Consider the following 22,152-nt stretch of genomic DNA (forward strand, 5'->3'; position numbering starts at 1 on the left):
TTTCCTGTCTGTTGTTCTCGTACGGGTCTGTACGTCTCGTACGGGCTGGTGATCTCGGAATGTTCGGTGGGTGATCGCGGTCGCGCGCCGGTCAGGGGCCGGGGTTTTCCTCGTCGAGGGCGCGAACCCTGCGCTCGTAGTTGCCGATGATCCGTCGCGACATCCAGCCGATCGTCCCGATCATCGCGAGCACCACGAGCAGGGCTGCGAACAAACCTGCCACCGGTGACCAGTGTGCCAGCGCAAGGATGATCGGAATGCCGATCACCAGCACGAGCACTCCGGAACCCAAGACGAATGTCACGAACCGCCCGTAGGAGAAGTGTGGGCGCTCGGGCGCACCGTCGGACGCGCTCATGCGATGCTCCCGACCCAGTTACGCAGCAATTCTGCTCCCGCGTCGCCCGACTTCTCGGGGTGGAACTGTGTGGCGCTCAACGCGCCGTTCTCGACCGCCGCGAGAAAACGGCTGCCGTGTTCGGCCCACGTCAGGGCCGGTGCGGCCAGTGGCGATCCGACGTTGTCCATTTCCCATGTCTGCGCCGCGTACGAGTGCACGAAGTAGAAGCGGGTGCCCGGGTCGATTCCCTTGAACAGCGTCGAGTCCGTCGGAGCCTCGACGGTGTTCCAGCCCATGTGCGGCAGCACGGGAGCGTCGAGCCGCGAGACCGTTCCCGGCCACTCTCCGCAGCCGTCGGCTTCCACACCGAATTCGACGCCGCGCTCGAACAGGATCTGCATGCCGACACAGATGCCGAGCACCGGGCGTCCACCCGCGAGGCGTCGTCCGATGATCCGGTCGCCGTGGACCGCGCGCAACCCGTCCATGCAGGCCGCGAACGCACCGACACCTGGCACGACCAATCCGTCGGCTTCCAGCGCTGCGGTGAAGTCGCTGGTCACGGTGACGTCGGCGCCCGTGCGCTCCAGTGCGCGCTGGGCCGAGCGCAGATTGCCCGAGCCGTAGTCGAGGACGACGATGTTCGTCGTACTCATAGAGCGCCCTTGGTGGATGGCACTCCACTGACTCTCGGGTCGGCCTCGGTCGCCGCACGAAGCGCGCGTGCGACCGCCTTGAACTCGGCCTCGGTGATGTGGTGCTGGTCGCGGCCGTAGAGCACACGCACATGCAGCGCGATACGTGCGTTCAGCGCGATGGACTCGAAGACGTGCCGGTTGATTACCGTCGAGTAGGCCACGCCGGGGTATCCGCCGATGACCGCGGTCAACATGTGCTCGGGTTCGCCCGTGTGGACGCAGTACGGTCGGCCCGACACGTCGACGACGGCGTGCGCGAGCGTCTCGTCCATCGGGATGTACGAGTCGCCGAAGCGTCGAATGCCCTTCTTGTCGCCAAGTGCCTGACCAAGTGCCTGACCGAGCACGATCGCGGTGTCTTCGATGGTGTGGTGCCCCTCGACCTCGACGTCGCCCTTCGCCTCAACGGTGAGGTCAAAGCTGCCGTGAGCGCCGAAAGCGGTCAACATGTGGTCGAAGAACGGGATGCCCGTCGAGATCGCCGTCACGCCGGTGCCGTCGAGGTTGAGTTCGACGACGATCGACGACTCTTTGGTCGTCCGCTCGACGCGCGCGATACGCGGTGCCGGGGTGGTCACTGTGACTTCTCCAGATCTGTGGTGGCGAGCTTTCTGCTGACGTCGAGGAACGCATCGTTCTCGTCAGCCAATCCGATCGTGACACGCAAATGCGCGGGAATTCCGACGTCGCGGATCAACACGCCGTTGTCGAGGTATCGCTGCCACGATGCCGGAGCGTCGGCGAAGCGGCCGAACAGCACGAAGTTGGCGTCGGAGTCGACGACGTCGAATCCGGCCTTCTCGAGGTGGGCGACGACGCGTTTGCGCTCGGCGATGATCTTCGCGACTCCGCCAAGCGTCTCGTCGGCATGGCGCAACGCCGCTCGCGCAGCGGCCTGCGTGAGCACCGACAGGTGATACGGCAGCCGTACCAGCTGCAGGGCGTCGACGATTGCCGGCGACGACGCGAGGTACCCGAGCCGACCGCCCGCGAAGGCGAACGCCTTGCTCATCGTGCGGCTGACGACGACCTTCGTCGGGAACTCGTCGATCAACTCGACAGCGCTGCGCTGCTCGGAGAACTCCGCGTACGCCTCGTCGACGATCACGATGCCCGGCGCGGCGTCGACGATCGCCCGCAGCCCGTCGTTCGAGATCGACGCTCCGGTCGGGTTGTTGGGAGACGTCACGAACACGATGTCGGGGCGTCGTGCGGAGATCTCGCCGGCCGCGTAGTCGATGTCGAGCGAAAAATCGGAGCTGCGCTTGGCCTCGAGCCACGTGGTATCGGTGCCGTTCGAGATGATCGGATGCATCGAGTAGCTGGGCACGAAGCCCAACGCCGCACGACCGGGGCCACCGAAAGCTTGCAGGAGCTGCTGCAGGATTTCGTTGGAACCGTTTGCCGCCCAGACATTTTCGACGCCGAGGCGGGTTCCGGTGGCTGCGCTCAGGTAGGCGGCGAGGTCGCTACGCAGCGCGACGGCGTCACGGTCTGGGTAACGGTGCAGTTCGGCCGCAGCGGCGCCGGCCGATTCGGCGACGTCGGCGATCAGCTCTGGCGATGGCGGATGCGGGTTCTCATTGGTGTTGAGAACGACAGGCACCTTCAATTGCGGTGCGCCATAAGCGCTTTTGCCGCGCAGATTGTCGCGAAGCGGGAGATCGTCGACGGTGATCTGGGCTCCGGGAATCTGGGCTCCGGGTACTTGAGCGCCTGTAGCTGCGGGCGTCACTGTGCGGCCTCGGCAACAGCCCCCGAGAACCTGCGGGTGATCGCATCGCCATGTGCCGGAAGGTCTTCGGCCTGCGCCAAGGTGACCACCTGGTCGGAGACGTCGCGCAGCGCCGCCTCGTCGTAGTCGATGACGTGCACGCCACGCAGGAAGGTCTGTACCGACAGTCCCGACGCGAACCGGGCCGAACCCGATGTCGGCAGGACGTGATTCGATCCCGCGCAGTAGTCCCCAAGACTGACTGGCGCGAAGTCGCCGACAAAGATCGCGCCGGCGTTGTGCACGCGATCGGCGACCTGCGCGGCGTCGCGCGTCTGGATCTCGAGGTGTTCGGCCGCGTATGCGTCGACCACGGCAAGACCGGCCTCGACATCGTCGACGAGCACGACGCCCGACTGCTTGCCACTCAGCGCCGTAGTGACTCGCTCGCGGTGTTTGGTCTCGGCGACCTGGCGGTCGAGTTCTGCGTCGACGGCATCGGCAAGTGCAACGCTGTCGGTCACGAGCACCGACGCCGCGAGGACGTCGTGCTCGGCCTGGCTGATGAGGTCGGCGGCAACGAAGGACGGGTTTGCCGAATCGTCGGCGAGGATGGCGATCTCGGTGGGTCCGGCCTCGGCATCGATGCCGACGAGTCCGCGACACAGTCGCTTGGCTGCCGTGACGTAGATATTGCCGGGACCGGTGATGAGGTCGACCGGATCGAGGACCGCACCGTCGGTATCCGTACCGCCGTAAGTGAGGAGCGCAACGCCCTGCGCACCACCGACGGCCCAGACCTCGTCGACGCCGAGTAGTGCGCACGCCGCGAGGATGGTCGGGTGCGGCCAACCGCCGAAATCCTTCTGCGGAGGTGACGCAACCACGAGCGATCCGACGCCCGCCTCCTGCGCAGGGACGACATTCATGATGACCGACGACGGATAGACAGCGTTGCCGCCGGGTACGTACAGGCCGACACGCCTGACGGGAATCCACTTCTCGCTGACGGCTCCCCCGTCGACGACCTGTGTGCGCGACGTCGTACGACGCTGGTCGGCGTGTACGAGCCGGGCGCGGGTGATCGACTCACGCAGCGCATCAGCGACGGCCGGATCGAGTTTCGCCAGGGCATCGGCGATCACATCGGCGGGAACCCGGACACTCGACGGACGCACGCCATCGAACTTCTCGCCGTACTCGAGTGCTGCCTCGACGCCGCGGTCGGCGATCGCATGCACCACCGGCGTCACCGTATCCAGCACGGCATTGACGTCGGTGCCCCCACGGGGCAACGCGCGACGCAACTCAGCGAGCGTCGGCGAGCTACCGCGCAGGTCGGTTCGGGCGAGCATGGGTGTCTCCTGATCGGTCGGGTTGATGTGTCCAGGATATGCGGCGGCACCACTGGTTTCCGAATGCGGTCCGTCGGCAGTACGGCAGTAGCGAGGCAATACGACCCGGGCGACCCGATCACAGGGTGTCGAAACTTCTTTCGATTTTTCCTCGACCGTGTCCGTATTGTCGGGTAGTGTAGAACACATATTCGACACGACGTGGGCGGGGGTGGCGGCACGTGAACAGCAACAGTAAACCGAGCGACGGCGGAACCGGTGGCGCGCCTTCGGCTTTGGGGTCGTCTGCGTTGGCCTCTGCTGCGTTGGCCTCTGCTGCGGTGGGGTCGGCGGATGCCGTGGTCGCGGAGAAACTGTCACGCCTGGCAGCAGTGTTGGATGAGTTGGCGACGGTGGATGTGTCGTTGGTGTCCGACGACGTTCTGGTGGAAGCCACGGTTGAGGCGGAACGGTTGGCGCTGCGGACGGCGGGTGCGGTCACGGACCGTTTGATTGTGGAAGCGTCTGACCGGGATCTGCCCCACGGTTTGGGTTTCCGCGATATCCGGAATTTCATGGGGCAGCGTTTGCATATTGGTGATCCGGCCGCTAGGTATCGGGTGATCGCGGCGACCGGCACGTTCACCACAATCTGCGGCGACCGCCTGCCACCCGCGTGCCCGACGTTGGCCGGCTACGTCGTGGAAGGACGCGTCGCCGGAGCACACGTCCGCGCGGTACTGGAAGTGCTCGAAGCGATCCCCGGTGAGGTGTCGGCCGAGACCAAAGCGGCCGCCGAAGCACAGATGGCCGGGTATGCGGTCCAGTTCACGCCCGCCGAAATCACTAATTTGGGTTCACGATTGTTGGCGCATCTGGATCCGGATGGGACGCTGACCAACCCGAAAGACCGCAAACGTCGACGCCGCTTGTGGGTGAACCGGCAAAACGCACAACTCATGTCGCGGTTGACCGCCGATCTCGATCCGATCGCCCGCGCCCGGCTGGACACCGTGCTGGACTCGTGGGCAAAACCCGGCATGAACAACCCCGACGACCCCGACTCACCTGTCGGGCCGATCACCACCGCCAATGCTGAGCAGGTCGCGGCGGCGTTGCGGGATCAACGCTCACCCGCCCAACGCAACCACGACGCTTTCTCCGCCCTACTCGGGCAGGTGTTGGAATCCGGCATGTTGGGCAATACGCATCGGGGGTTGCCGATCCAGGTGATCGTCACCACCAGCCTGCACGAGTTGGAAGCACAAGCAGGGATCGCACAGACCACGTCCGGAACACTGCTGCCGATCCAGGATGTGATCGAGATGGCCGCCTCCGCCGGTGCGAGTCAGTATTTGGCGGTGTTCGGTGACCACACCAGCATCCCGCTGTATTTGGGTCGGTCGAAGCGGATCGCGTCGTTGGGGCAACGGTTGGCCTCGTTCGCCTCACCGGGCGGGAAGATGTGTTCGGCACCGGGTTGTAATCAACCCGCGTCGCGGGTGCAGATGCATCACGCCGCGAAAGACTGGGCCGACGGCGGCTTGACCGACATCGACCAGTTGGTGCCGGCGTGTGATGTGCACAATCGGCGGGTCGGGCCGAAACCCGGCCAGTTCACCACCCGCATGATCACCGAAGGCCCTGATACCGGGCGTGTTGCGTGGCGACTCAACGCCAAACCCGGTATGCCCGAGAATCCCGAACGCATCAACCGCATCGCCGACGTCAAAGCCGACTTCCACGACTACCTCACCGCCGAACACATCAGCAACGAAGCCGCCGCCGCAGCACGCGCGGCCGGTGTTGGCGCGACGGTTACCGAGATCGGCGCGCGAGCCTCGGATACAGCCGACACTGAGGTCGGCGCGCGTGCCTCGGGTTCAGCGGACGCCGAGATGGTGGTCGCGGACGCGGTCGGTGCCTGGATGATGTCGCCGCCTTCGACGCCAGGTGCGCCGAGCGTGAATGAGCCGACGTTGACCGGCGTTGAGCTCGCACTGGTGGGCGCACTGCCGTTGAGCGACACCGTGCGCCTCAGCGGGCGGGTCGACATCCAATGGAACCTCACTGACCCACCCGACCCCGAGCCACCCACAGACCCAGACGCACCTACAGGTCCCGCCCCACCAGCCAGCCCCTGGTGGCTCGGCGGCGTCGACCCGCCCGGCGACGTCGACCCACCCTTGTCCGACGCCGCCTGACCACCGCGCCAGCCGACCGTGTGCCAACCCGGCCGACCGCGACAAAACAACCAATCCGGTTGTGCCGCAACCCGTCCACACCCCGCCACCACACCCCGGTGGCGGGGCAGACGTGGTTACTGGCGGGCAGGTCCGGAAGATGAACGCAAGCAACGTAGCAACCGTGAAGCGCGGCGCCACAGCGTGTGCGGGTGCCCCTCACCCATGTCGTCCGCGCCCCCGCCATCGACCGCCACACCCGTCGAGTCCTGAATCACGTTTCAGTGCGCGGTACCCTGTGGCGCATCATCCGACGAACCGCGACGGACAGGATTCACCGCAGATGGGCGACGCTCGCTCCGACCACCCAGTGGACGCCGACGACGCATCCGATGACCCGATCACCGACCTGGAGACAGGTTTCGCCGACCTGATGCGACAGGGACGAATTCGACTACGCAACCGTGCCCGCGCCGTCGACCCCCGACTCGACCCGTCGAACTACCCCCTGATCGCGATGCTCGCCAGCGCCGACGGATCTCTGCCGGTATCAACGCTTGTCGCGCAGCTCGGACTCGAGAAGTCGACGGTGAGCAGACAGATCGACGCCCTCGTGCGCCTCGGTCTCGCCGAGCGACACGCCGACCCGCACGATGCCCGCGCTCGACTGGTCTCCCTGACCCCTACCGGCCGCGCACGCGTAGATCACGTAGCCGCCGCGGCGGTCGCAGACTGGCGGGCACGGCTGTCCGAATGGGACCCGGACGACATCCGAACACTCACCCGACTGCTCAACCGCCTCCTTGTCGACGACGCGGAGTTCGAACACGACCCAGCGTGAGCCCTGACCGAGCTTGAACCTCGGCCTACCTCGAATCCGACCCCAGACTGATCGTCGATGCTCGGCTCCAACCGCCGCGTCGAAAAATCCGCCCGGTGCGGGAATACTCGAGATAGTTGCGCGTTACAACTATCAATGGTTATAGTTGCTTCACTCAACTAGTTGGTTGCGTGACGTATCTGCAGCCAGCAATCCGGCCGGCCATCGTTGCCGCGCCCCGACATCCTTCTCCCGTGCGGCGGACCGCGCGGGACCAGCCACTACTTCAGGAGGTTCTCCCATGTCTCAAGCCGCCACGCGGGAGGTCACTTCCGCTGCGGGCGCACCGATGACCCATCGACAGAAGCTAGAAGCTCTCATCGGTCTGCTCCTCGGAATGTTCGTCGCGTTTCTCTCGTCGACGATCGTGTCCAATGCGCTCCCCGTCATCATCACTGACCTGCATGGAACGCAGGGCCAGTACACGTGGGTCGTCACGGCGACCCTCCTCGCATCCACGGCGACGACACCTATCTGGGGCAAGCTCTCCGACCTGGTGAGCAAGAAGATCCTGGTCCAGGCGTCGTTGGCGCTGTTCACCCTCGGTTCGGTCCTCGCTGGACTCTCACAGTCGGTCGGCATGCTGATCGGTTTCCGCGTCATCCAGGGTCTCGGACTCGGTGGGTTGCAGGCGCTGGTCGTCATCGTGATCGCATCGATGTTCAGCCCTCGCGAACGCGGACGCTACCAGGGTCCGATCGCTGCCGTGATGTCGCTCGCGACCGTCGCTGGCCCACTGATCGGCGGCGTGATCGTCGACACCAGCTGGCTCGGCTGGCGCTGGACGTTCTACGTCTGCGTCCCTCTCGCGGTGATCGCTTTGCTGGTCATCCAGCGCACACTGAATCTCCCGACGGTCCGCAAGGACGTCCACATCGACTACCTCGGCGCGTTCCTGATCGCGGCCGGCGTCAGCACCCTGCTCATCTGGGTCACCCTCGCCGGTGACAGCTTCGCGTGGCTCTCGGGAATGACATTCGGACTCGTCACACTCGGAATCGTGCTCATCGTCGGCGCATTGTTCGTAGAATCGCGCGCCAAGGACCCAATCATTCCGCTTCGACTGTTCCGCGACCGCACCACGACCCTCGCCACACTGGCAAGCGTTGCCGTGGGTGTCGCACTGTTCGGTGGCGCCGTGTTCCTCGGTCAGTACTTCCAGATCGCCCGCGGCTACTCCCCCACTGCGGCAGGTCTGCTGACCCTTCCGATGATCATCGGCTCGATGCTCGCCGCAACGGTCTCGGGCGCTCTCATCACACGGTTCGGTCGGTGGAAGCGCTTCCTCGTCACTGGCGCTGTGCTGATGACAGCAGGCTTCTTCCTCCTGTCGACCATCGACGCTCATACCGACATGGTCGTCATCGGAGCATTCCTGTTCATCCTCGGACTCGGCATGGGCATGACCATGCAGAACCTCGTCATGGCTGTGCAGAACAACGTCGGACTCGACGATCTCGGCTCGGCCACATCGACCGTGACGTTCTTCCGTTCACTCGGAGGAGCGGCAGGCGTCTCGGTGCTCGGTGCGGTGCTGGCAACCCACGTCACCGACCTGATCACCAAGGGCCTGGTCGCAGCGGGAGTCAATCCCGCTCAGACCGGCGGGTCGAGCGCAGGACTGTCCAACCTGAAGGATCTACCCGGACCGATCGCCGAGATCGTCCGCGGAGCCTACGGCGACGGAATCGCGCGCGTCTTCTTCATCGCAGGCGTGATGGCCGCGATCAGCCTCGTGGCGATCGTGTTCATCAAGGAGGTCGCACTCAAGACGCAGAGCTTCGACGAACAACGGCTCGCCGCCGTCCGCGAGGAAGTCATCGACGTCACGCCCACCGCGTCGTTCGACGTCGCACCGGTCACCGTGGACAGCGGCCGGACAGGCGAGAACCGCACTGCAGACACAGGAGCAAATGGCGGCACGGAGGTAGACGACCTCGACAGGGAGTTCGCGGAACTCGTCGACGGTCCGGACGCCACCGCGCGTTCGGCAGCCGCCACCGGAGATGCCGACTCACAGCACGGGCGCCACGAGCGCAACGACTGACCATTTGGCTGCCGAAAGGCACGCCAGAGCCAGACGCGCGCTAGAACCCGGAAACACCAGAGTCCCGGAACACTAGAGCCCAGAAAACTGTGGCCCACAGCTGAAAGCTGTGGGCCACAGTGCTTTTGCACCACTCGACGGTGCGTTTCCGCCGCTCAGAGGGGAATGTCGAGTCCGAGGTCGAGCGCGGTGACCGAATGCGTCAGCGCGCCGACGGCGAGGTAGTCGACGCCCGTGCGTGCGTAGTCGGCGGCCTGGTCGAGACTCAGCCCGCCCGAGGACTCCAGCTTCGTCTCCGGCGACCGGTTGTTGCGACGGGCGACGGCCATCTGGGTAGCCCAGAGTTCGAAGTTGTCGAGCAACACGAGTTGGGGTTCGAGGTCGAGCACCTCGTCGAGTTGCTCGAGCGAGTCCACTTCGACCTCGACCGGCAGGTCGGGTGCCGCTGCACGCACAGCGCGCAGCGCTGCGCTCACCGATCCCGCGGCGGCGACGTGATTGTCTTTGATCAGCGCCGCGTCACCGAGCCCCATGCGGTGGTTGACGCCGCCACCCGCCCGCACCGCATACTTCTGCAGATAACGCATGCCAGGCAACGTCTTTCGCGAGTCACGAATCTTCGCGGCCGTTCCGTTGACGGCGTCGACCCACTGTGCTGTCGCGGTGGCGATCCCCGAGAGATGACACGCCAGGTTGAGTGCCGTGCGCTCCGCGGTGAGCAGAGCGGCGGTGGGCGCATGAACCGCCAACACCACGTCGCCCGGTGCGACTCTCGTGCCGTCGGCAACCGCGGCGGTCACCTCGTATGCCCCGACACCGACGACCTCGTCGAGAACAGCAAGTACGACGGGCAGCCCGGCGACCACTCCGAGCGCACGGCTGACGATCTGCGCGTCGACCGTCGCGCCCGCGGGCACCGTCGACGCGGTGGTGATGTCGGGTCCGTAGCGCAGATCCTCGTCGAGTGCCGTTCGGATCAGCGACCTGACCTCGTCGGTGATGGCCAGGTCGAGTTCTCCGGCTGCCTCGCGTTGGCCGATGAACGCGCTCCCCAATTCAGTCATTCGAGGACTCATTCACCCGAACCCGGATTGCCGATCGCGATCATCCGCTCGACGCTCTTGCGTGCGCGCTCGGCAACGTCGTCAGCGACGAACACCTCGTCCTTGCCCTCACGCAGCGCACGCAGCAGCGCGGCCGGAGTGATCATCTTCATGTAGGGGCATGAGGCGCGATCGTTGACCGCCTGGAAATCGATACCCGGCGCGGCTTTGCGGAGCTGATGCAGCATGCCGATCTCCGTGGCGACGAGAACCTGCTTGGCACCGGTCTGCCGCGCGGCGTCGATCATTCCGCCGGTTGACAGGATCTTGACGCGGTCATCGGCCACCGCTCCCTCGCCCGCGAGGTAGAGCGCCGACGTCGCGCACCCGCACTCGGGGTGGATGAAGAGGTCGGCGTCGGGGTGCGAGTTGGCCTTGGCAGTCAGCTCGTCACCGTTGATCCCGGCGTGCACGTGGCACTCGCCCGCCCAGATGTGGATGTTGTCGCGGCCGGTCTCCCGTTTGACGTGCGCGCCGAGGAACTGGTCCGGAAGGAACAACACATCGCGATCGGGATCGATCGACGCCACCACGTCGACAGCGTTCGACGACGTGCAGCAGATGTCGGTGAGACCCTTCACCTCGGCGGTCGTGTTGACGTAGGAGACGACGACGGCGTCGGGATACTCGGCCTTCCACGCCCGCAGGTCGTCGGCCGTGATCGAATCGGCGAGCGAGCACCCCGCCCTGGCATCGGGTATCAGGACCCGCTTGTCGAGGCTGAGGATCTTCGCGGTCTCCGCCATGAAGTGAACGCCGCAGAACACGATCTCGTCGGAGTCGACCTCCGCCGCGATCCGGGACAGCGCAAGCGAGTCACCGACATGGTCTGCAACATCTTGAATTGCCGGTAGTTCATAGTTGTGCGCGAGTAAGGTCGCATTGCGCGCACGCGCTAGTCGACGAACCTCTTCTGCCCACGCCGCGGTCGGTTCCACGCCGGTGAATCCACCGGGACCGTCTGTCCACACCGCGTCGATCAGACCGGGTTCGGGAACTGCCGCCGGACGGTCGCTCGTGATACTCATGTGTCACTCCTTCAGCCTGCGACCGGAGAACGCGGTTCGTGCTCCGATACAGGTTTTCGACTCTCGGTCGAAAACACCTAGATCGTAGCACCCCGCCCGGTGGGTACCGTCGGTACTCCGATTCGAGTAGCCCACTACGCGTTTCTGTGGTCGCCTGCGGCAATAGCGTCGAAGAGGTCAGCGACAACACCGCCACTGCTCGACGAGAATCACAGGAGATACCCCCGATGACCTCCACGATTGGCCCCCGCGCCGGCGACGACGTTCCTCCTACATCGACCTCCCCCTTGGCCATCACGCCGTCGATCCCGACGCGCAGATCATCGTTCTCCACTCCACTGGAAGCGGTTCGACGCCGCCAGGAGGCACTCGAACGTCTTGCTGCACGTCGAATCGTGACGACGCCTCCCACGCGACACACGGCAGACCACGCGCACCTGCGCCCTGTGGTGTCGGCGTCGGTTGGCTCCGGAATGCATTCCGCGCCTGGAGGTGGTGAGCCGATGCAGCCACGAGTTCCACTGACATCCCGCGAGGTCGAGGTGCTGCGGACATGGCTTCTCACCGACTCCAAGTCGGTGGCGGCGTCGCGGCTGGTGATCTCGGTGGGCACGGTCAACACGCATCTGGCGCGCATTCGGACGAAGTATGCGGACGCCGGGCGGCCGGCGCGCACCAAGGCGTCGTTGGTTGCTCGCGCGATACAGGACGGACTGATCAGCCTCGACGAACTCTGAGCGGAGCGCCTCTCGAGTTCCGCGCGGAGCGCGCCTCTCGAGTTCCAGCGAAGCACCGCGAGGATGCGTTCCGCAGCGCCTGAAGGCCGCGCTGCGGAACGCGCCCTAGAATCGACCGCATGCCCGGGCCGAGCGATGACAGTTCCGATGGCGCCGTCGCACAGGAGTCGGTCACACAGGAATCGGGCCGGACGACGTCTGAGTCGCCAGGCACGGCAGGGGTCGAGGTCCTGAGCGCGGTTTTCCAGGTGCGGCGCCCGACACCCGACGACGAGCCCCATCTGTGCGTTCTTCTGTGGCGGCAGCACGACGACGAGCCGTTGGCTCTTCCGGGCGGCGGGGTCGCACCACATGAAAGTCTCTCGGAGACTGCTCGACGCCAGCTTGCCGACACGATGGACATCCGCAAGGTCGCACACCTCGAGCAGCTCTCGGTGTTCTCAGCACCACATCGCACACCCGGGCGTCGAACCATTGCGTCGACATATCTGGGCCTGGTACCCACCGACGCGCCTGCACGACTACCCGACACCGCGGCGTGGCTGCCGGTGGACTCCCTCAGCGTGTTGGCTCACGACCACGCCGACATCATCGCCGCAGCGCGTCGACGTCTGGCAGCCAAACTCTCGTACACCAATATTGCCTTCGCCTTGGCACCGACCAGGTTCCCGATGTCTGAGCTATCCGAAATTTATTGTGCTGCACTGGGTTACCCGGTCGACACGACCAACCTTCTGCGCATACTCAGCCGACGTGGCGTTGTCGTGGCCACCGGGACAGTCGGAAAGACGGGCCGGACGGGCGGGCGGCCGCCCGCGCTCTATGCCTTCGCCGACAACGAGTTACGCGTCACCGACGAGTTCGCAACGCTCAAACCCCCACTGTGAGCGAACGATCCACGTCGTCGACGGCTCCGTCGCCCACACCGAGGTCGGCGTCGCTGTTCGCGAGCGCACACACCAGATAGACGAGACTCACGGTCAGTGGTGCACAGATGAGGAGAATCCACGGCGCCGAGAACCCGCTGCGTGTGGCGCCGTCGAGCACGAGGTCGGGGACGACACGGAACGTCTGCCCCATCCCGACGTCGTACGGATCCGGAAAGTGTAGGTGCGCGACCCACGTGCCGATGGATCCCGCGATCACGGTGCCGATCACTGCGGTCACGAAGGTTACGCCGTAACCGATAAGACCTCTCCAGTAGCGGGCGGCGAACCATGCGAGCGCCGCCGCGACCGCACCGTAGGCGAGCATCCAGAACGCGAACACCGCAACACCGGCGAACTCCTCACCGAGCTGTTCCGACGGCACAGCGGCACCCTGCGCAGTCACCGTCCCGGTCATCGCGGGGGTCGTGACCGCCCACGCCACACCGAACACGACGCCGAGCAACAGCACCACGACACCGACGACAACCAGCGGCGCTGGCGAGTGCTTTCGCTTCGCCGTCACCGGATAGCCGGGTGCCCCCGGATAAGCCTGCGCCATCATCGTCGACCAAGTTGCGACGAATCGACGACACCGTGGCGCGAACAACGTGCATCCCACCCGTCGGGGCGCACCTGCACCACCATTCGCCTGCCGCACTGGCCACAGAACCGGGGCGGCTCCAAACCGAGACGTGCCGCCTGCGGCACGGCGTCGGCCGCCTGCAGGTCGAGTTCGATGCCGGTGTACACGCCGTACCGGCACGGTTCGTCGAGCGGACCGGGGATGTCGATGGGGCTTCGCGCACCCGGCTCGACGGTGGGCGTCGGAGTCATCGGCGTCCTCTCAGCTCGTAGGTCATCGAATTCGAGTATGCACGCCGAGCCGAGACGGCCCGCTCGCACGCTCCCCGCGCCGAGCCGAGACGGCCCGCTCGCACGCTCCCGGCGCCGAGCCGAATCCGCCCGTTCTCGGCGCCGGACTCAGATGCTGTCGTTGAGCGCCTTGATCGGCATCGAGAGGTCGTCGAGGAGATCGAGGTCGTCCTCGGCAGGCCTGCCGAGCGTGGTCAGGTAGTTGCCGACGATGACCGCGTTGATGCCACCGAGGATTCCCTGCTTGGCGCCGAGGTCGCCCAGCGTGATCTCGCGGCCACCCGCGAAACGCAGGATCGTGCGCGGCAGAGCGAGGCGGAACGCCGCCACGGCCTTGAGCGCCTCGGCCGCAGGCAGCACGTCGAGGTCGCCGAACGGGGTTCCCGGACGCGGATTGAGGAAGTTGAGCGGAACCTCGTCGGGTTCGAGGGCAGCCAGGTCTGCCGCGAACTCGGCGCGCTGTTCGAGGCTCTCCCCCATGCCGAGAATGCCACCGCAGCACACCTCCATACCGGCGTCGCGAACCATGCGCAGCGTGTCCCACCGCTCCTCCCACGTGTGGGTGGTGACCACGTTCGGGAAGTGGCTGCGCGCGGTCTCGAGGTTGTGGTTGTAGCGGTGAACACCCATGTCACGCAACTGATCGACCTGCTCCTGCGTCAGCATGCCGAGGCTGCAGGCGATCTGGATGTCGACCTCATTGCGAATGGCTTCGATTCCCGCGGCCACCTGCGACAGCAGTCGCTTGTCCGGGCCACGCACGGCCGCGACGATGCAGAACTCCGTCGCGCCGGTCTTCGCCGTCTGCTTGGCAGCCTCCACCAGCGATGGGATGTCGATCCACGCGCTGCGCACCGGCGACGCGAAAAGCCCTGACTGCGAACAGAAATGGCAGTCCTCCGGGCAGCCGCCGGTCTTGAGCGAGATGATGCCCTCGACCTCGACCTCCGGTCCGCACCACCGCATCCGGACGTCATGGGCGACCTGCAGCAGTTCGGTGAGGCGCTCGGCGGGAAGCCGCAGCACCTCGAGCACCTGGTCGCGATCCAAGGGCTCGCCGCGTTCGAGGACCTGGACGCGAGCGACGTCGAGGATGTCGGCCGACGACGCCTGCGCGGTCGCGGCGCCGAGCGTCGGATCTACGGGTGCCTGTGTCATGCGTGAACTCCTTCGATGGGCTGATCTGCCGCGATCTTGTCGGGCGCGGAACGAGAATTGAGGTCTGCGACGAAGTCGGGATCGAACCAGGTGGGCGCCGCGGCCCGGAACTGATCGGGCTCGAGCTCCCCGACACCCTCCGGTATGACGCCGACGACGGGTACACCCGTGAGCCGGGGCAGGTCGATGCGATTGCATCGCATGGCGAGGTCGGGATCGCGCGGCCATGAGCCGATGACGAGTCCGGCGGGACGAATTCCCCTCGCCCGCAACGCTTCGACGGTCAGCTCGGCGTGATTGAGCGCACCGAGGCCTGCCTGGACGACGACGACCGCGTCCGCTCCGATCGCGTACGCGACGTCGAGTGCGGTGAGGTCGGGCGCGAGGCGCACCAGTACCCCGCCGGCTCCCTCGACGAGGGTCAACCGATGAGTCGAAACAAGCTCGGTGACAGCATCGACGATGGTCGAGAGGCTCAGTGGTGCGAGTCCTGCGCGCATCGCCGCGGTCTCCGGCGCCAGCGGCTCCGGATAGCGCGCACACTCGACCAGATCCGCTACACCCGCGAGGTGAGAAACAGTCGCGAGATCACCCGGCTCACCTGGCTCGACGCCGGTCTGCGCGGGTTTGCACACCGCCACGCCGACGCCACTGGCCGATCCTCCCGCAACGCACGCGAGCGCAGCGGTGACGATCGTCTTGCCCACGTCGGTCGAGGTGCCGGTGATCAGGAGGGCACGTCCCGTCATCGTGCACCTCCGCCTTCGGCCAGAGCCGTGCCGATGACGTCGGCGGCGCGGTCGACGGTCGCATCGTCGAGATCGGCGCGAACCGTCAGGCGCAGTCTCGACGTCCCCGGCGGTACCGACGGCGGTCGGAAGCACCCGACCAACACTCCGCTGTCCCGGCACCGTGCGGCGGCGTCGACCGCGGGCTGCGGGTCGCCGACGATGCGCGAGATCACGGCGGCAGCCGGGACCGACGCACCGAGGCTGCGAGCCATGCGGGTTGCGTTGTGCCGCAATCGGTCCGGTAGCTCCGGCTGCGCACGCAAGACCCCCAGCGCAGCACGCGCCGCACCGACGGCTGCCGGGTTGAGTCCGGTATCGAAGATGAAGGCACGCGCGACGTCGATCAGGTGCTCACGGACAGCAGGAGTCGCAAGGACCACGCCGCCCTGTGCGCCGAGCGACTTGGAGCACACTGTCGTGACGACGAGATCGCGCGCACCGGACAGTCCGACTTCGGCGATCAGTCCTCTGCCACCTGGTCCGCGTACTCCGAGTGCGTGCGCTTCGTCGACGAGCAGCGCCGCAGAGTGTTCGCGGGCAACGCGGTAGAGCTGCTCGACGGGTGCCGGTTCGCCGTCGACCGAGTAGACGGAATCGGTGACCACCAGTGCCCGCTCTTCTGTGCGGCCACGGAGTGCCGCTGCGACGGCCGCGACATCGCCACGGTCGACGACGACCACTCGCGCGCGCGACAGTCGGCACCCGTCGATGAGCGACGCGTGGGTTCCGGTGTCGGACACGATGAGGTCGCCGCGGCCGACGAGTGCGGTGATGGTTCCGACGTTGGCGAGGTAGCCGGACGAAAAGCACAGTGCCGCATCGAAACCCATGAAGTCGGCGATGTCATCCTCGAAGTCGACGTGCAACCGTGTGGTGCCCGCGACGAGTCGCGACGCCGTCGACCCCGCCCCGAACTCGTCGAGCGCAGCATGCGCACCCGCGAGCACTGCTGGGTGTGTCGAGAGTCCGAGGTAGTCGTTCGACGCCAGGTTGAGCAACGACGCTCCGGCGTCGCGGACGAATGGGACACGGTGCAGCCCAGCCGAATTGCGCGCCGCAGCGGCATCGGCAAGCCAGTCAAGGGCCGACGCGTCGTCGACCGCCGTACCGCTCGCGGCCCGCAGCATGTCGACCTCGCCCAACCGAGAGCCCAACCCAGAACCCAGCGTCGCGTGATCCGATGTCATCGGGCACCTCCCGCGCCGACCAGTTGTGCACACGACGCTGTCGTTGCCGCGGCGATTGCGGAGCAGATCGTCTCGACGTCGGCGTCGGTGCAGACGAAGGGCGGCATCGTGTAGATCAGGTTGCGGAAGGGCCGCAACCACACGCCGGCGTCGACGGCGGCATCCGTGGCTGCGGCGACGTCGACCTGGTCGTCGAGTTCGACGACGCCGATGGCCCCGAACGTGCGGACATCACGAACCCCGGCCAGGTCGGTCAGCGGCGCGAGTCCTCGCGCGAGCACGTCGGAGATGTCGGCGACGCGGCGTCGCCACGGGCCGTCGAGCAGCAGTTCGGTGGACGCGACAGCGATCGCACAGGCGAGCGGATTGGCCATGAACGTGGGACCGTGCGCCAATCCACCCGCTTCACCCGCACTGATCGTCTCGGCGATCGCTGTGGTGCACAGCGTCGCAGCCAAGGTCAGGTAGCCGCCGGTCAGCGCCTTGCCGACACACATGATGTCGGGCGAGACGCGCGCGTGGTCGGCGGCGAACAGTTCGCCGGTGCGCCCCAATCCGGTGGCGATCTCGTCGAAGATCAAGAGCAGGTCGTGCTCATCGCAGATTCGACGCAGCTCGCCGAGATAAGCGGGATCGTGGAAGCGCATACCGCCGGCGCCCTGCACAACGGGTTCGACGATGATCGCGGCGAGTTCGTCGCGGTGTGCAACGACAGCGGCCTCGAAGGAGTCGACGTAGCCCGCGTCGAAGTCTGCGGGCGGGGCGGGCACGAACACCTGGTCGGCCAGAACCCGACGCCACATCGCGTGCATCCCGCCCTCGGGATCGCAGACGCTCATCGGCGTGAAGGTATCGCCGTGGTACCCACCGCGCCAGGTCAGCAGGCGCGTGCGGCCGGGCTTGCCGCGACTGCGCCAGTACTGCAGTGCCATCTTCACCGCAACCTCGACCGACACCGAACCCGAATCGCAGAAGAACACCTTCTGCAGAGGCGCCGGTGTGATGTCGACGAGCAACTGCGCGAGCCGTGCGGCGGGCTCGTGGGTCAACCCGCCGAACATCACGTGGCTCATCGACGCCAGCTGATCGCGTGCCGCGGCGTCGAGCACCGGATGGCGATAACCGTGGATGGCGGCCCACCACGAGCTCATTCCGTCGATGACCTCACCGCCGTCGGCGAGCGTGAGTCGCACACCGTCGGCGCCGCGCACGACGCGTGGCTGCGTCGGCGACGGCATGGCGCCGTAGGGGTGCCAGATGTGTGCTGCGTCGACGCGGCTGATGTCGGCTGCATCCATGTGGCGCGTCCTTCCTCGCCGGCTCAGAGTGGTACCGGACACCATCGCGGCCCGAACTCCTGGACACTGTACAGGTTTCTCCTGAACGCCGTACAGGTTGCGTCACGGCGAGACAGCCTGGATACCCTGACGCGGTGAGCAACAACCGCGCCGACGTTCTGCGCGCCGCGCGCGGCATCCTGACCGACTACAGCCTCGCCGACCTCTCGATGCGCAGGCTGGCGACCGAGGTCGGTGTCCGCCCCAACGCGCTGTACTGGCACTTTCCCAACAAGCAGTCGTTGCTCGCCGCGCTCGCCGACGACATCCTCGAAGACATCAACCCGTCGGATTCCGCTCAGCGGTGGGACACCCGACTCGCCGAGATCGCGATCGGCATGCGGACAGCGCTGCTCGCCGTCCCCGACAGCGCCGAGGTGGTCTCGTCGGCATGGGCCTCGGGTCTCGCGACGCGAACGGTGTCCGACGACCTGACCGACGTCGCTGTCTCCGGTGGCCTCACCCCGCGCGACGCACATGGAGTCGCCACCGCGATATGCCAGCTCATCATCGGGCTGACGATCGAGGAGCAAACGCGAGCCCAGATGGAACGGCTCGGAGTCACCGGCCCGTCGGGTCGCGACTTCGCAGCAGAATTCGACGACGCGCTCGGCGTACTCCTCGACGGCGCTCGACACCGAGCGCGCGCCGATCCGGATGTAGGAACTCACTGAGTACTGCCGCTGTAGACGCGTTGCGTGCGGCATCATGTGAGGCATGGGTCGACTCTGTCTGGCACTGATGCTCGCGGGGTGCGCGATCGCGTTGCTGGCGGCGGCTCTCTTAGTCGGGATGTCAGGTGCAGCCGATGGCTCCTACTACGTGTCCTGGTCCTCCCCGGCAGGCTTGGTGCGTGCATCCGAGTTCGTGCGCTACCTCGTCGTCGCCGCAGTGGGCGCCGCTCTGGGAGCCGCATGCGGTGTTCTCCTGTATCTGTCAGGTATTCGTATGCGGGCGCACCGCGGCTTCGGACGCACCGTCCTCGCAGGCCTTCTCGGATGCGTCATCGGAGTGTTACCGGCGTTGATCGCAGTCGGGATGATCGTCGAACTCCCCGAACACTTCCCTCCGCTTGCGCTCTACGGCATCTGCGGCATCACCGCGTACGCCTTGTCGGTGGCGGCGGTCTACCTGGCACTGCGCGTATCCGGCGATCCTGCGACAGCGCCGACTGTGGTTGCCACCGCCCTGCTGCTGCCGGTCGGCGCGGTAATCGCGACGGTGGTCGGAGTGGGCAGCGCGTGGATGCTCGGCTTTTCGACGGTCATGTCGACGTGGGTGGTCGTGGTGGTCGCGGTGACGATCATCGTGATGGCGACCTTCGTGACGGCACGCGCGTTGGGTCTGCGTCGCCAGTTCCCTTAGAACCGACGGCAGCACCGGAGTCGCAGAGACCCCGCCGAGTGTGTGTCGGACCCGCTGGAATGGGTTTTTCACAGTTGCGGCGGGTAGCCTCCTACGCGGAGTACGGCGGTTGTCGTCCACCGCGCATGTGTGTGGATAGGTCGCCACCGACTCGTCCCAGCCCCCGACACGGAAGCAAGCACGACTGACGTGGCAGCCCCAACCCAAGTGGTGACGACCCCTAGCCGGAACGAGCCCGTCCCACCGCTCCCCGCGTATCGCACCGATCTCGACGGTCTCCGCGGGATCGCGATCATGCTGGTTGCCTGCTTCCACATCTGGTTCGGTCGGGTGTCCGGCGGCGTCGACGTCTTCCTCGCCCTGTCGGGTTACTTCTTCATCGGATCGCTGCTGCGTCATGCGATCAACAGTCAGGCCACGCACGTCACGTTCATCGAGGCGCTCAACCCGTGGCCGCGCCTGAAGCGACTATTGCGTCGACTGCTGCCTGCCCTGTTCACGGTTCTCATCGCAGTCGCGATCCTCACCGTCGTCGTACTTCCGCAGACCCGCTGGCTCAACATCGGACGCGAGCTGCGCGCGTCGGCGCTGTACTACCAGAACTGGTATCTGGCGCTGAACTCGCAGGACTACCTCGCAGCAAGTTCCGCGAACAGTCCGCTGCAGCACATCTGGTCCATGTCGGTGCAGGGACAGTTCTTCGTCGGCATGTTGTTTGCTGCGGTCATCGCGGCCGGAACGATCAAGTTGCTGTCAGCGATCATTCGATCGATAGCCGAGCCCAAGACGATCCGGATTCTCGTCGGCCTCGCCCTGTTGACGGTCGCCGCTGTCTCGTTCTACTGGGCGCACATGCGGATGGGCGTCAATCAACAGTGGAACTACTACGACACCCTCTCGCGCCTGTGGGAGCCGATCGCCGGCGGTCTGCTCGCCATCTGGTTGCCGCGCTGGCACGTTCCCCGTTGGCTCCGCAACACCGCGGCACTCGTCGCACTCGCCCTAATCGTGACCTGTGGGTGGTGGATCGACGGCGTCGACTCGTACCCGGGTCCGTGGGCGCTGGTGCCGGTGGGTTCGACGCTCGTCATCATCTGGGCAGGAGCCACCGCGCTGGAACGTCCCCGGTCCAGGCACGAAGCGATCGATCAGTCGCAGCCGGCGGTCAACCGGGCGCTGTCCAGCCGCGTACCGGTGTGGCTCGGCACCATCGCGTACTCGCTGTACCTGTGGCATTGGCCGCTGCTGATCTTCTATCTCACCTGGCGCGGCAAAGACCACGCCAACATCATCGAGGGCATCGGGCTGCTCGCCGTGTCCATCGGTCTGGCCTGGCTGACGAAGCGCTACGTCGAGGACCCGCTGCGCGGCGGCGACCGCTCGAAGCTGGCCCACGGCGACCGGAAGGGCCACACACGGTGGCTCAGCTACACGTCGGTGGTGACGACCGCGCTGGTCGTCTTGTCGATCGGCGTCGCCGTCGGGGTCAACCTCTGGGACCGTCACGTCGCGAACACCGTCGTCAACACAGCGAACCTCGACCCGCACTCCTACCCCGGCGCTCGCGCTCTACTCAACGGCTGGCCGGTGCCCGCCCTCGATCCCCAACCGACACCGCTGGCAGTCCTCGGCGACTTCCCGGAGACATCGACGCAGGGCTTCATGAGTTCGTTCGAGGACCCGGAGATCCACGTCGGCGTCTACGGTGACCCGACCGCGACGAAAACTATTGCCCTAGCGGGTGGTTCGCATGCCGAATTCTGGATCACCGCACTCGACGAGCTGGGCAAACGCAACCACTTCAAGGTCACGACCTACCTGAAGATGGGGTGCCCGCTGTCCACGGAACTGGTGCCCAAACAGCGGGGTGTGCCGTATCCGCAGTGCCACGACTGGGTGCAGCGCGTGATGGCCAAGGTGATCGCCGACAAACCCGACGCGGTGTTCACCAACTCGACCCGTCCCCGCGACTACAAGCCGGGCGACTGGATGCCCGACGACTACAAGCCGATCTTCACGCAGTTCATGGATGCGGGCATCCCCGTTCTCGGCATGCGCGACACACCGTGGCCGATGGGACCGACGGGCGCTCTCGACACCCCGACGTGCCTGTCCGACGGCGGAACCGCATCCGAATGTGGCTCGGATCGGGCGCGGGTGCTCTCCCCGACCGATCCCGCAGCGCCGTTCGCCGACGGCAAGCCACTGTTCCATCCGCTCGACGTGTCGGACGGCATCTGCACCCCGACAGAATGCCCGGCGGTGGTGGGCAACATCATCGTCTACAAGGACTGGCATCATCTGAGCGCGACCTACGTGCGAAGTCTCACCGACGAGGTCGAACGCCAGATGGCGCAGGCCCTGCCCTGGACCGGTCCCAACCACCGCTGAGGCGGCAGCCGGCGTCGACCGCTGTCAGCTCAGCGGCGCAGCCTGCTGCCCCCTGCG

General features: G+C 66.2%; 21 protein-coding genes. 8 read left to right on the top strand and 13 right to left on the bottom strand.

Annotation, left to right across the window (positions count from 1 at the left end):
* Positions 1-91: 91 nt before the first annotated feature.
* The 5 genes from A5777_RS17810 to hisD are packed head-to-tail and all read right to left on the bottom strand — an operon-like array spanning position 92 to position 4,107.
* Complete coding sequence (locus A5777_RS17810; RefSeq protein WP_064863647.1) at positions 92-358, bottom strand: hypothetical protein; 267 nt, start codon at positions 356-358, stop codon at positions 92-94.
* Positions 355-996, bottom strand: a complete 642-nt coding sequence (gene hisH, locus A5777_RS17815; protein ID WP_064863648.1) for an imidazole glycerol phosphate synthase subunit HisH — start codon at positions 994-996, stop codon at positions 355-357. The genes A5777_RS17810 and hisH overlap by 4 nt, the downstream gene beginning before the upstream one ends.
* Positions 993-1,616 (bottom strand): imidazoleglycerol-phosphate dehydratase HisB, encoded by a 624-nt coding sequence (gene hisB, locus A5777_RS17820; RefSeq protein ID WP_064863649.1) that lies wholly within the window; start codon positions 1,614-1,616, stop codon positions 993-995. The genes hisH and hisB overlap by 4 nt, the downstream gene beginning before the upstream one ends.
* Positions 1,613-2,773 carry a histidinol-phosphate transaminase gene (locus A5777_RS17825; protein WP_064863650.1) on the bottom strand — a complete coding sequence of 387 codons (1,161 nt, stop codon included), beginning with the start codon at positions 2,771-2,773 and terminating at the stop codon, positions 1,613-1,615. The genes hisB and A5777_RS17825 overlap by 4 nt, the downstream gene beginning before the upstream one ends.
* A complete protein-coding gene (gene hisD, locus A5777_RS17830) occupies positions 2,770-4,107 on the bottom strand; it encodes a histidinol dehydrogenase (RefSeq protein WP_064863678.1) in 1,338 nt (445 codons plus the stop codon). The genes A5777_RS17825 and hisD overlap by 4 nt, the downstream gene beginning before the upstream one ends.
* Before the next feature lie 221 nt (positions 4,108-4,328).
* Here hisD and A5777_RS17835 point away from each other — a divergent pair, with 221 nt between their 5' ends.
* From A5777_RS17835 to A5777_RS17845, 3 genes are all read left to right on the top strand, one after another.
* Positions 4,329-6,290 (top strand): HNH endonuclease signature motif containing protein, encoded by a 1,962-nt coding sequence (locus A5777_RS17835; RefSeq protein WP_082933736.1) that lies wholly within the window; start codon positions 4,329-4,331, stop codon positions 6,288-6,290.
* Between the two features lie 322 nt (positions 6,291-6,612).
* The gene (locus A5777_RS17840) at positions 6,613-7,110 is read left to right on the top strand and encodes a MarR family winged helix-turn-helix transcriptional regulator (protein ID WP_064863680.1); all 498 of its coding nucleotides are present in this window, start codon (positions 6,613-6,615) and stop codon (positions 7,108-7,110) included.
* 280 nt (positions 7,111-7,390) lie between these two features.
* A complete protein-coding gene (locus A5777_RS17845; protein ID WP_082933737.1) occupies positions 7,391-9,196 on the top strand; it encodes an MDR family MFS transporter in 1,806 nt (601 codons plus the stop codon).
* A gap of 155 nt (positions 9,197-9,351) precedes the next feature.
* Here the strand turns inward: A5777_RS17845 and nadC are convergent, their stop codons facing one another.
* Together nadC and nadA are read right to left on the bottom strand one after the other, a co-directional pair.
* Positions 9,352-10,260 (bottom strand): carboxylating nicotinate-nucleotide diphosphorylase, encoded by a 909-nt coding sequence (gene nadC, locus A5777_RS17850; RefSeq protein ID WP_064863652.1) that lies wholly within the window; start codon positions 10,258-10,260, stop codon positions 9,352-9,354.
* A gap of 8 nt (positions 10,261-10,268) precedes the next feature.
* The gene (gene nadA / locus A5777_RS17855; RefSeq protein ID WP_064863653.1) at positions 10,269-11,327 is read right to left on the bottom strand and encodes a quinolinate synthase NadA; all 1,059 of its coding nucleotides are present in this window, start codon (positions 11,325-11,327) and stop codon (positions 10,269-10,271) included.
* Positions 11,328-11,554: 227 nt separating this feature from the next.
* Between nadA and A5777_RS17860 the strand changes: the two genes are divergently transcribed.
* A complete protein-coding gene (locus A5777_RS17860) occupies positions 11,555-12,064 on the top strand; it encodes a helix-turn-helix transcriptional regulator (protein ID WP_064863681.1) in 510 nt (169 codons plus the stop codon).
* A 119-nt stretch (positions 12,065-12,183) separates the two neighbouring features.
* Positions 12,184-12,951, top strand: a complete 768-nt coding sequence (locus tag A5777_RS17865) for an NUDIX hydrolase (RefSeq protein ID WP_064863654.1) — start codon at positions 12,184-12,186, stop codon at positions 12,949-12,951.
* Here A5777_RS17865 and A5777_RS17870 read toward each other — a convergent pair.
* The 6 genes from A5777_RS17870 to A5777_RS17895 all read right to left on the bottom strand — a co-directional run bounded on the left by A5777_RS17870 (position 12,935) and on the right by A5777_RS17895 (position 18,300).
* Positions 12,935-13,555, bottom strand: coding sequence for a DUF2567 domain-containing protein (locus A5777_RS17870; protein WP_231895109.1), 621 nt, complete (start codon positions 13,553-13,555; stop codon positions 12,935-12,937). The two genes, A5777_RS17865 and A5777_RS17870, sit on opposite strands and share 17 nt — an antisense overlap.
* Positions 13,552-13,827, bottom strand: a complete 276-nt coding sequence (bsaP, locus tag A5777_RS17875) for a biotin synthase auxiliary protein BsaP (protein ID WP_064863656.1) — start codon at positions 13,825-13,827, stop codon at positions 13,552-13,554. Before bsaP ends, A5777_RS17870 begins: the two co-directional genes overlap by 4 nt.
* Before the next feature lie 147 nt (positions 13,828-13,974).
* Entirely contained in the window at positions 13,975-15,024 is a 1,050-nt protein-coding gene (gene bioB, locus A5777_RS17880; RefSeq protein ID WP_064863657.1) for a biotin synthase BioB, read from the bottom strand.
* Positions 15,021-15,773, bottom strand: a complete 753-nt coding sequence (gene bioD, locus A5777_RS17885) for a dethiobiotin synthase (protein WP_064863658.1) — start codon at positions 15,771-15,773, stop codon at positions 15,021-15,023. Before bioD ends, bioB begins: the two co-directional genes overlap by 4 nt.
* Complete coding sequence (locus A5777_RS17890) at positions 15,770-16,942, bottom strand: 8-amino-7-oxononanoate synthase (protein ID WP_064863682.1); 1,173 nt, start codon at positions 16,940-16,942, stop codon at positions 15,770-15,772. The genes bioD and A5777_RS17890 overlap by 4 nt, the downstream gene beginning before the upstream one ends.
* A 56-nt stretch (positions 16,943-16,998) precedes the next feature.
* On the bottom strand, positions 16,999-18,300 hold the full coding sequence (locus tag A5777_RS17895; RefSeq protein WP_064863659.1) for an adenosylmethionine--8-amino-7-oxononanoate transaminase: 1,302 nt from the start codon (positions 18,298-18,300) through the stop codon (positions 16,999-17,001).
* 134 nt (positions 18,301-18,434) lie between these two features.
* On the opposite strand from A5777_RS17895, the gene A5777_RS17900 reads away from it, so the two are divergent.
* The 3 genes from A5777_RS17900 (at position 18,435) to A5777_RS17910 (ending at position 22,095) form a co-directional block, all read left to right on the top strand.
* Positions 18,435-19,013 (top strand): TetR family transcriptional regulator, encoded by a 579-nt coding sequence (locus A5777_RS17900; protein WP_064863660.1) that lies wholly within the window; start codon positions 18,435-18,437, stop codon positions 19,011-19,013.
* A gap of 43 nt (positions 19,014-19,056) precedes the next feature.
* A complete protein-coding gene (locus A5777_RS17905) occupies positions 19,057-19,704 on the top strand; it encodes a hypothetical protein (RefSeq protein WP_064863661.1) in 648 nt (215 codons plus the stop codon).
* A 189-nt stretch (positions 19,705-19,893) separates the two neighbouring features.
* Entirely contained in the window at positions 19,894-22,095 is a 2,202-nt protein-coding gene (locus A5777_RS17910) for an acyltransferase family protein (protein ID WP_064863662.1), read from the top strand.
* Positions 22,096-22,152: the final 57 nt, after the last annotated feature.

Source organism: Gordonia sp. 852002-10350_SCH5691597, from assembly GCF_001665715.1.
GTDB lineage: Bacteria > Actinomycetota > Actinomycetes > Mycobacteriales > Mycobacteriaceae > Gordonia > Gordonia sputi.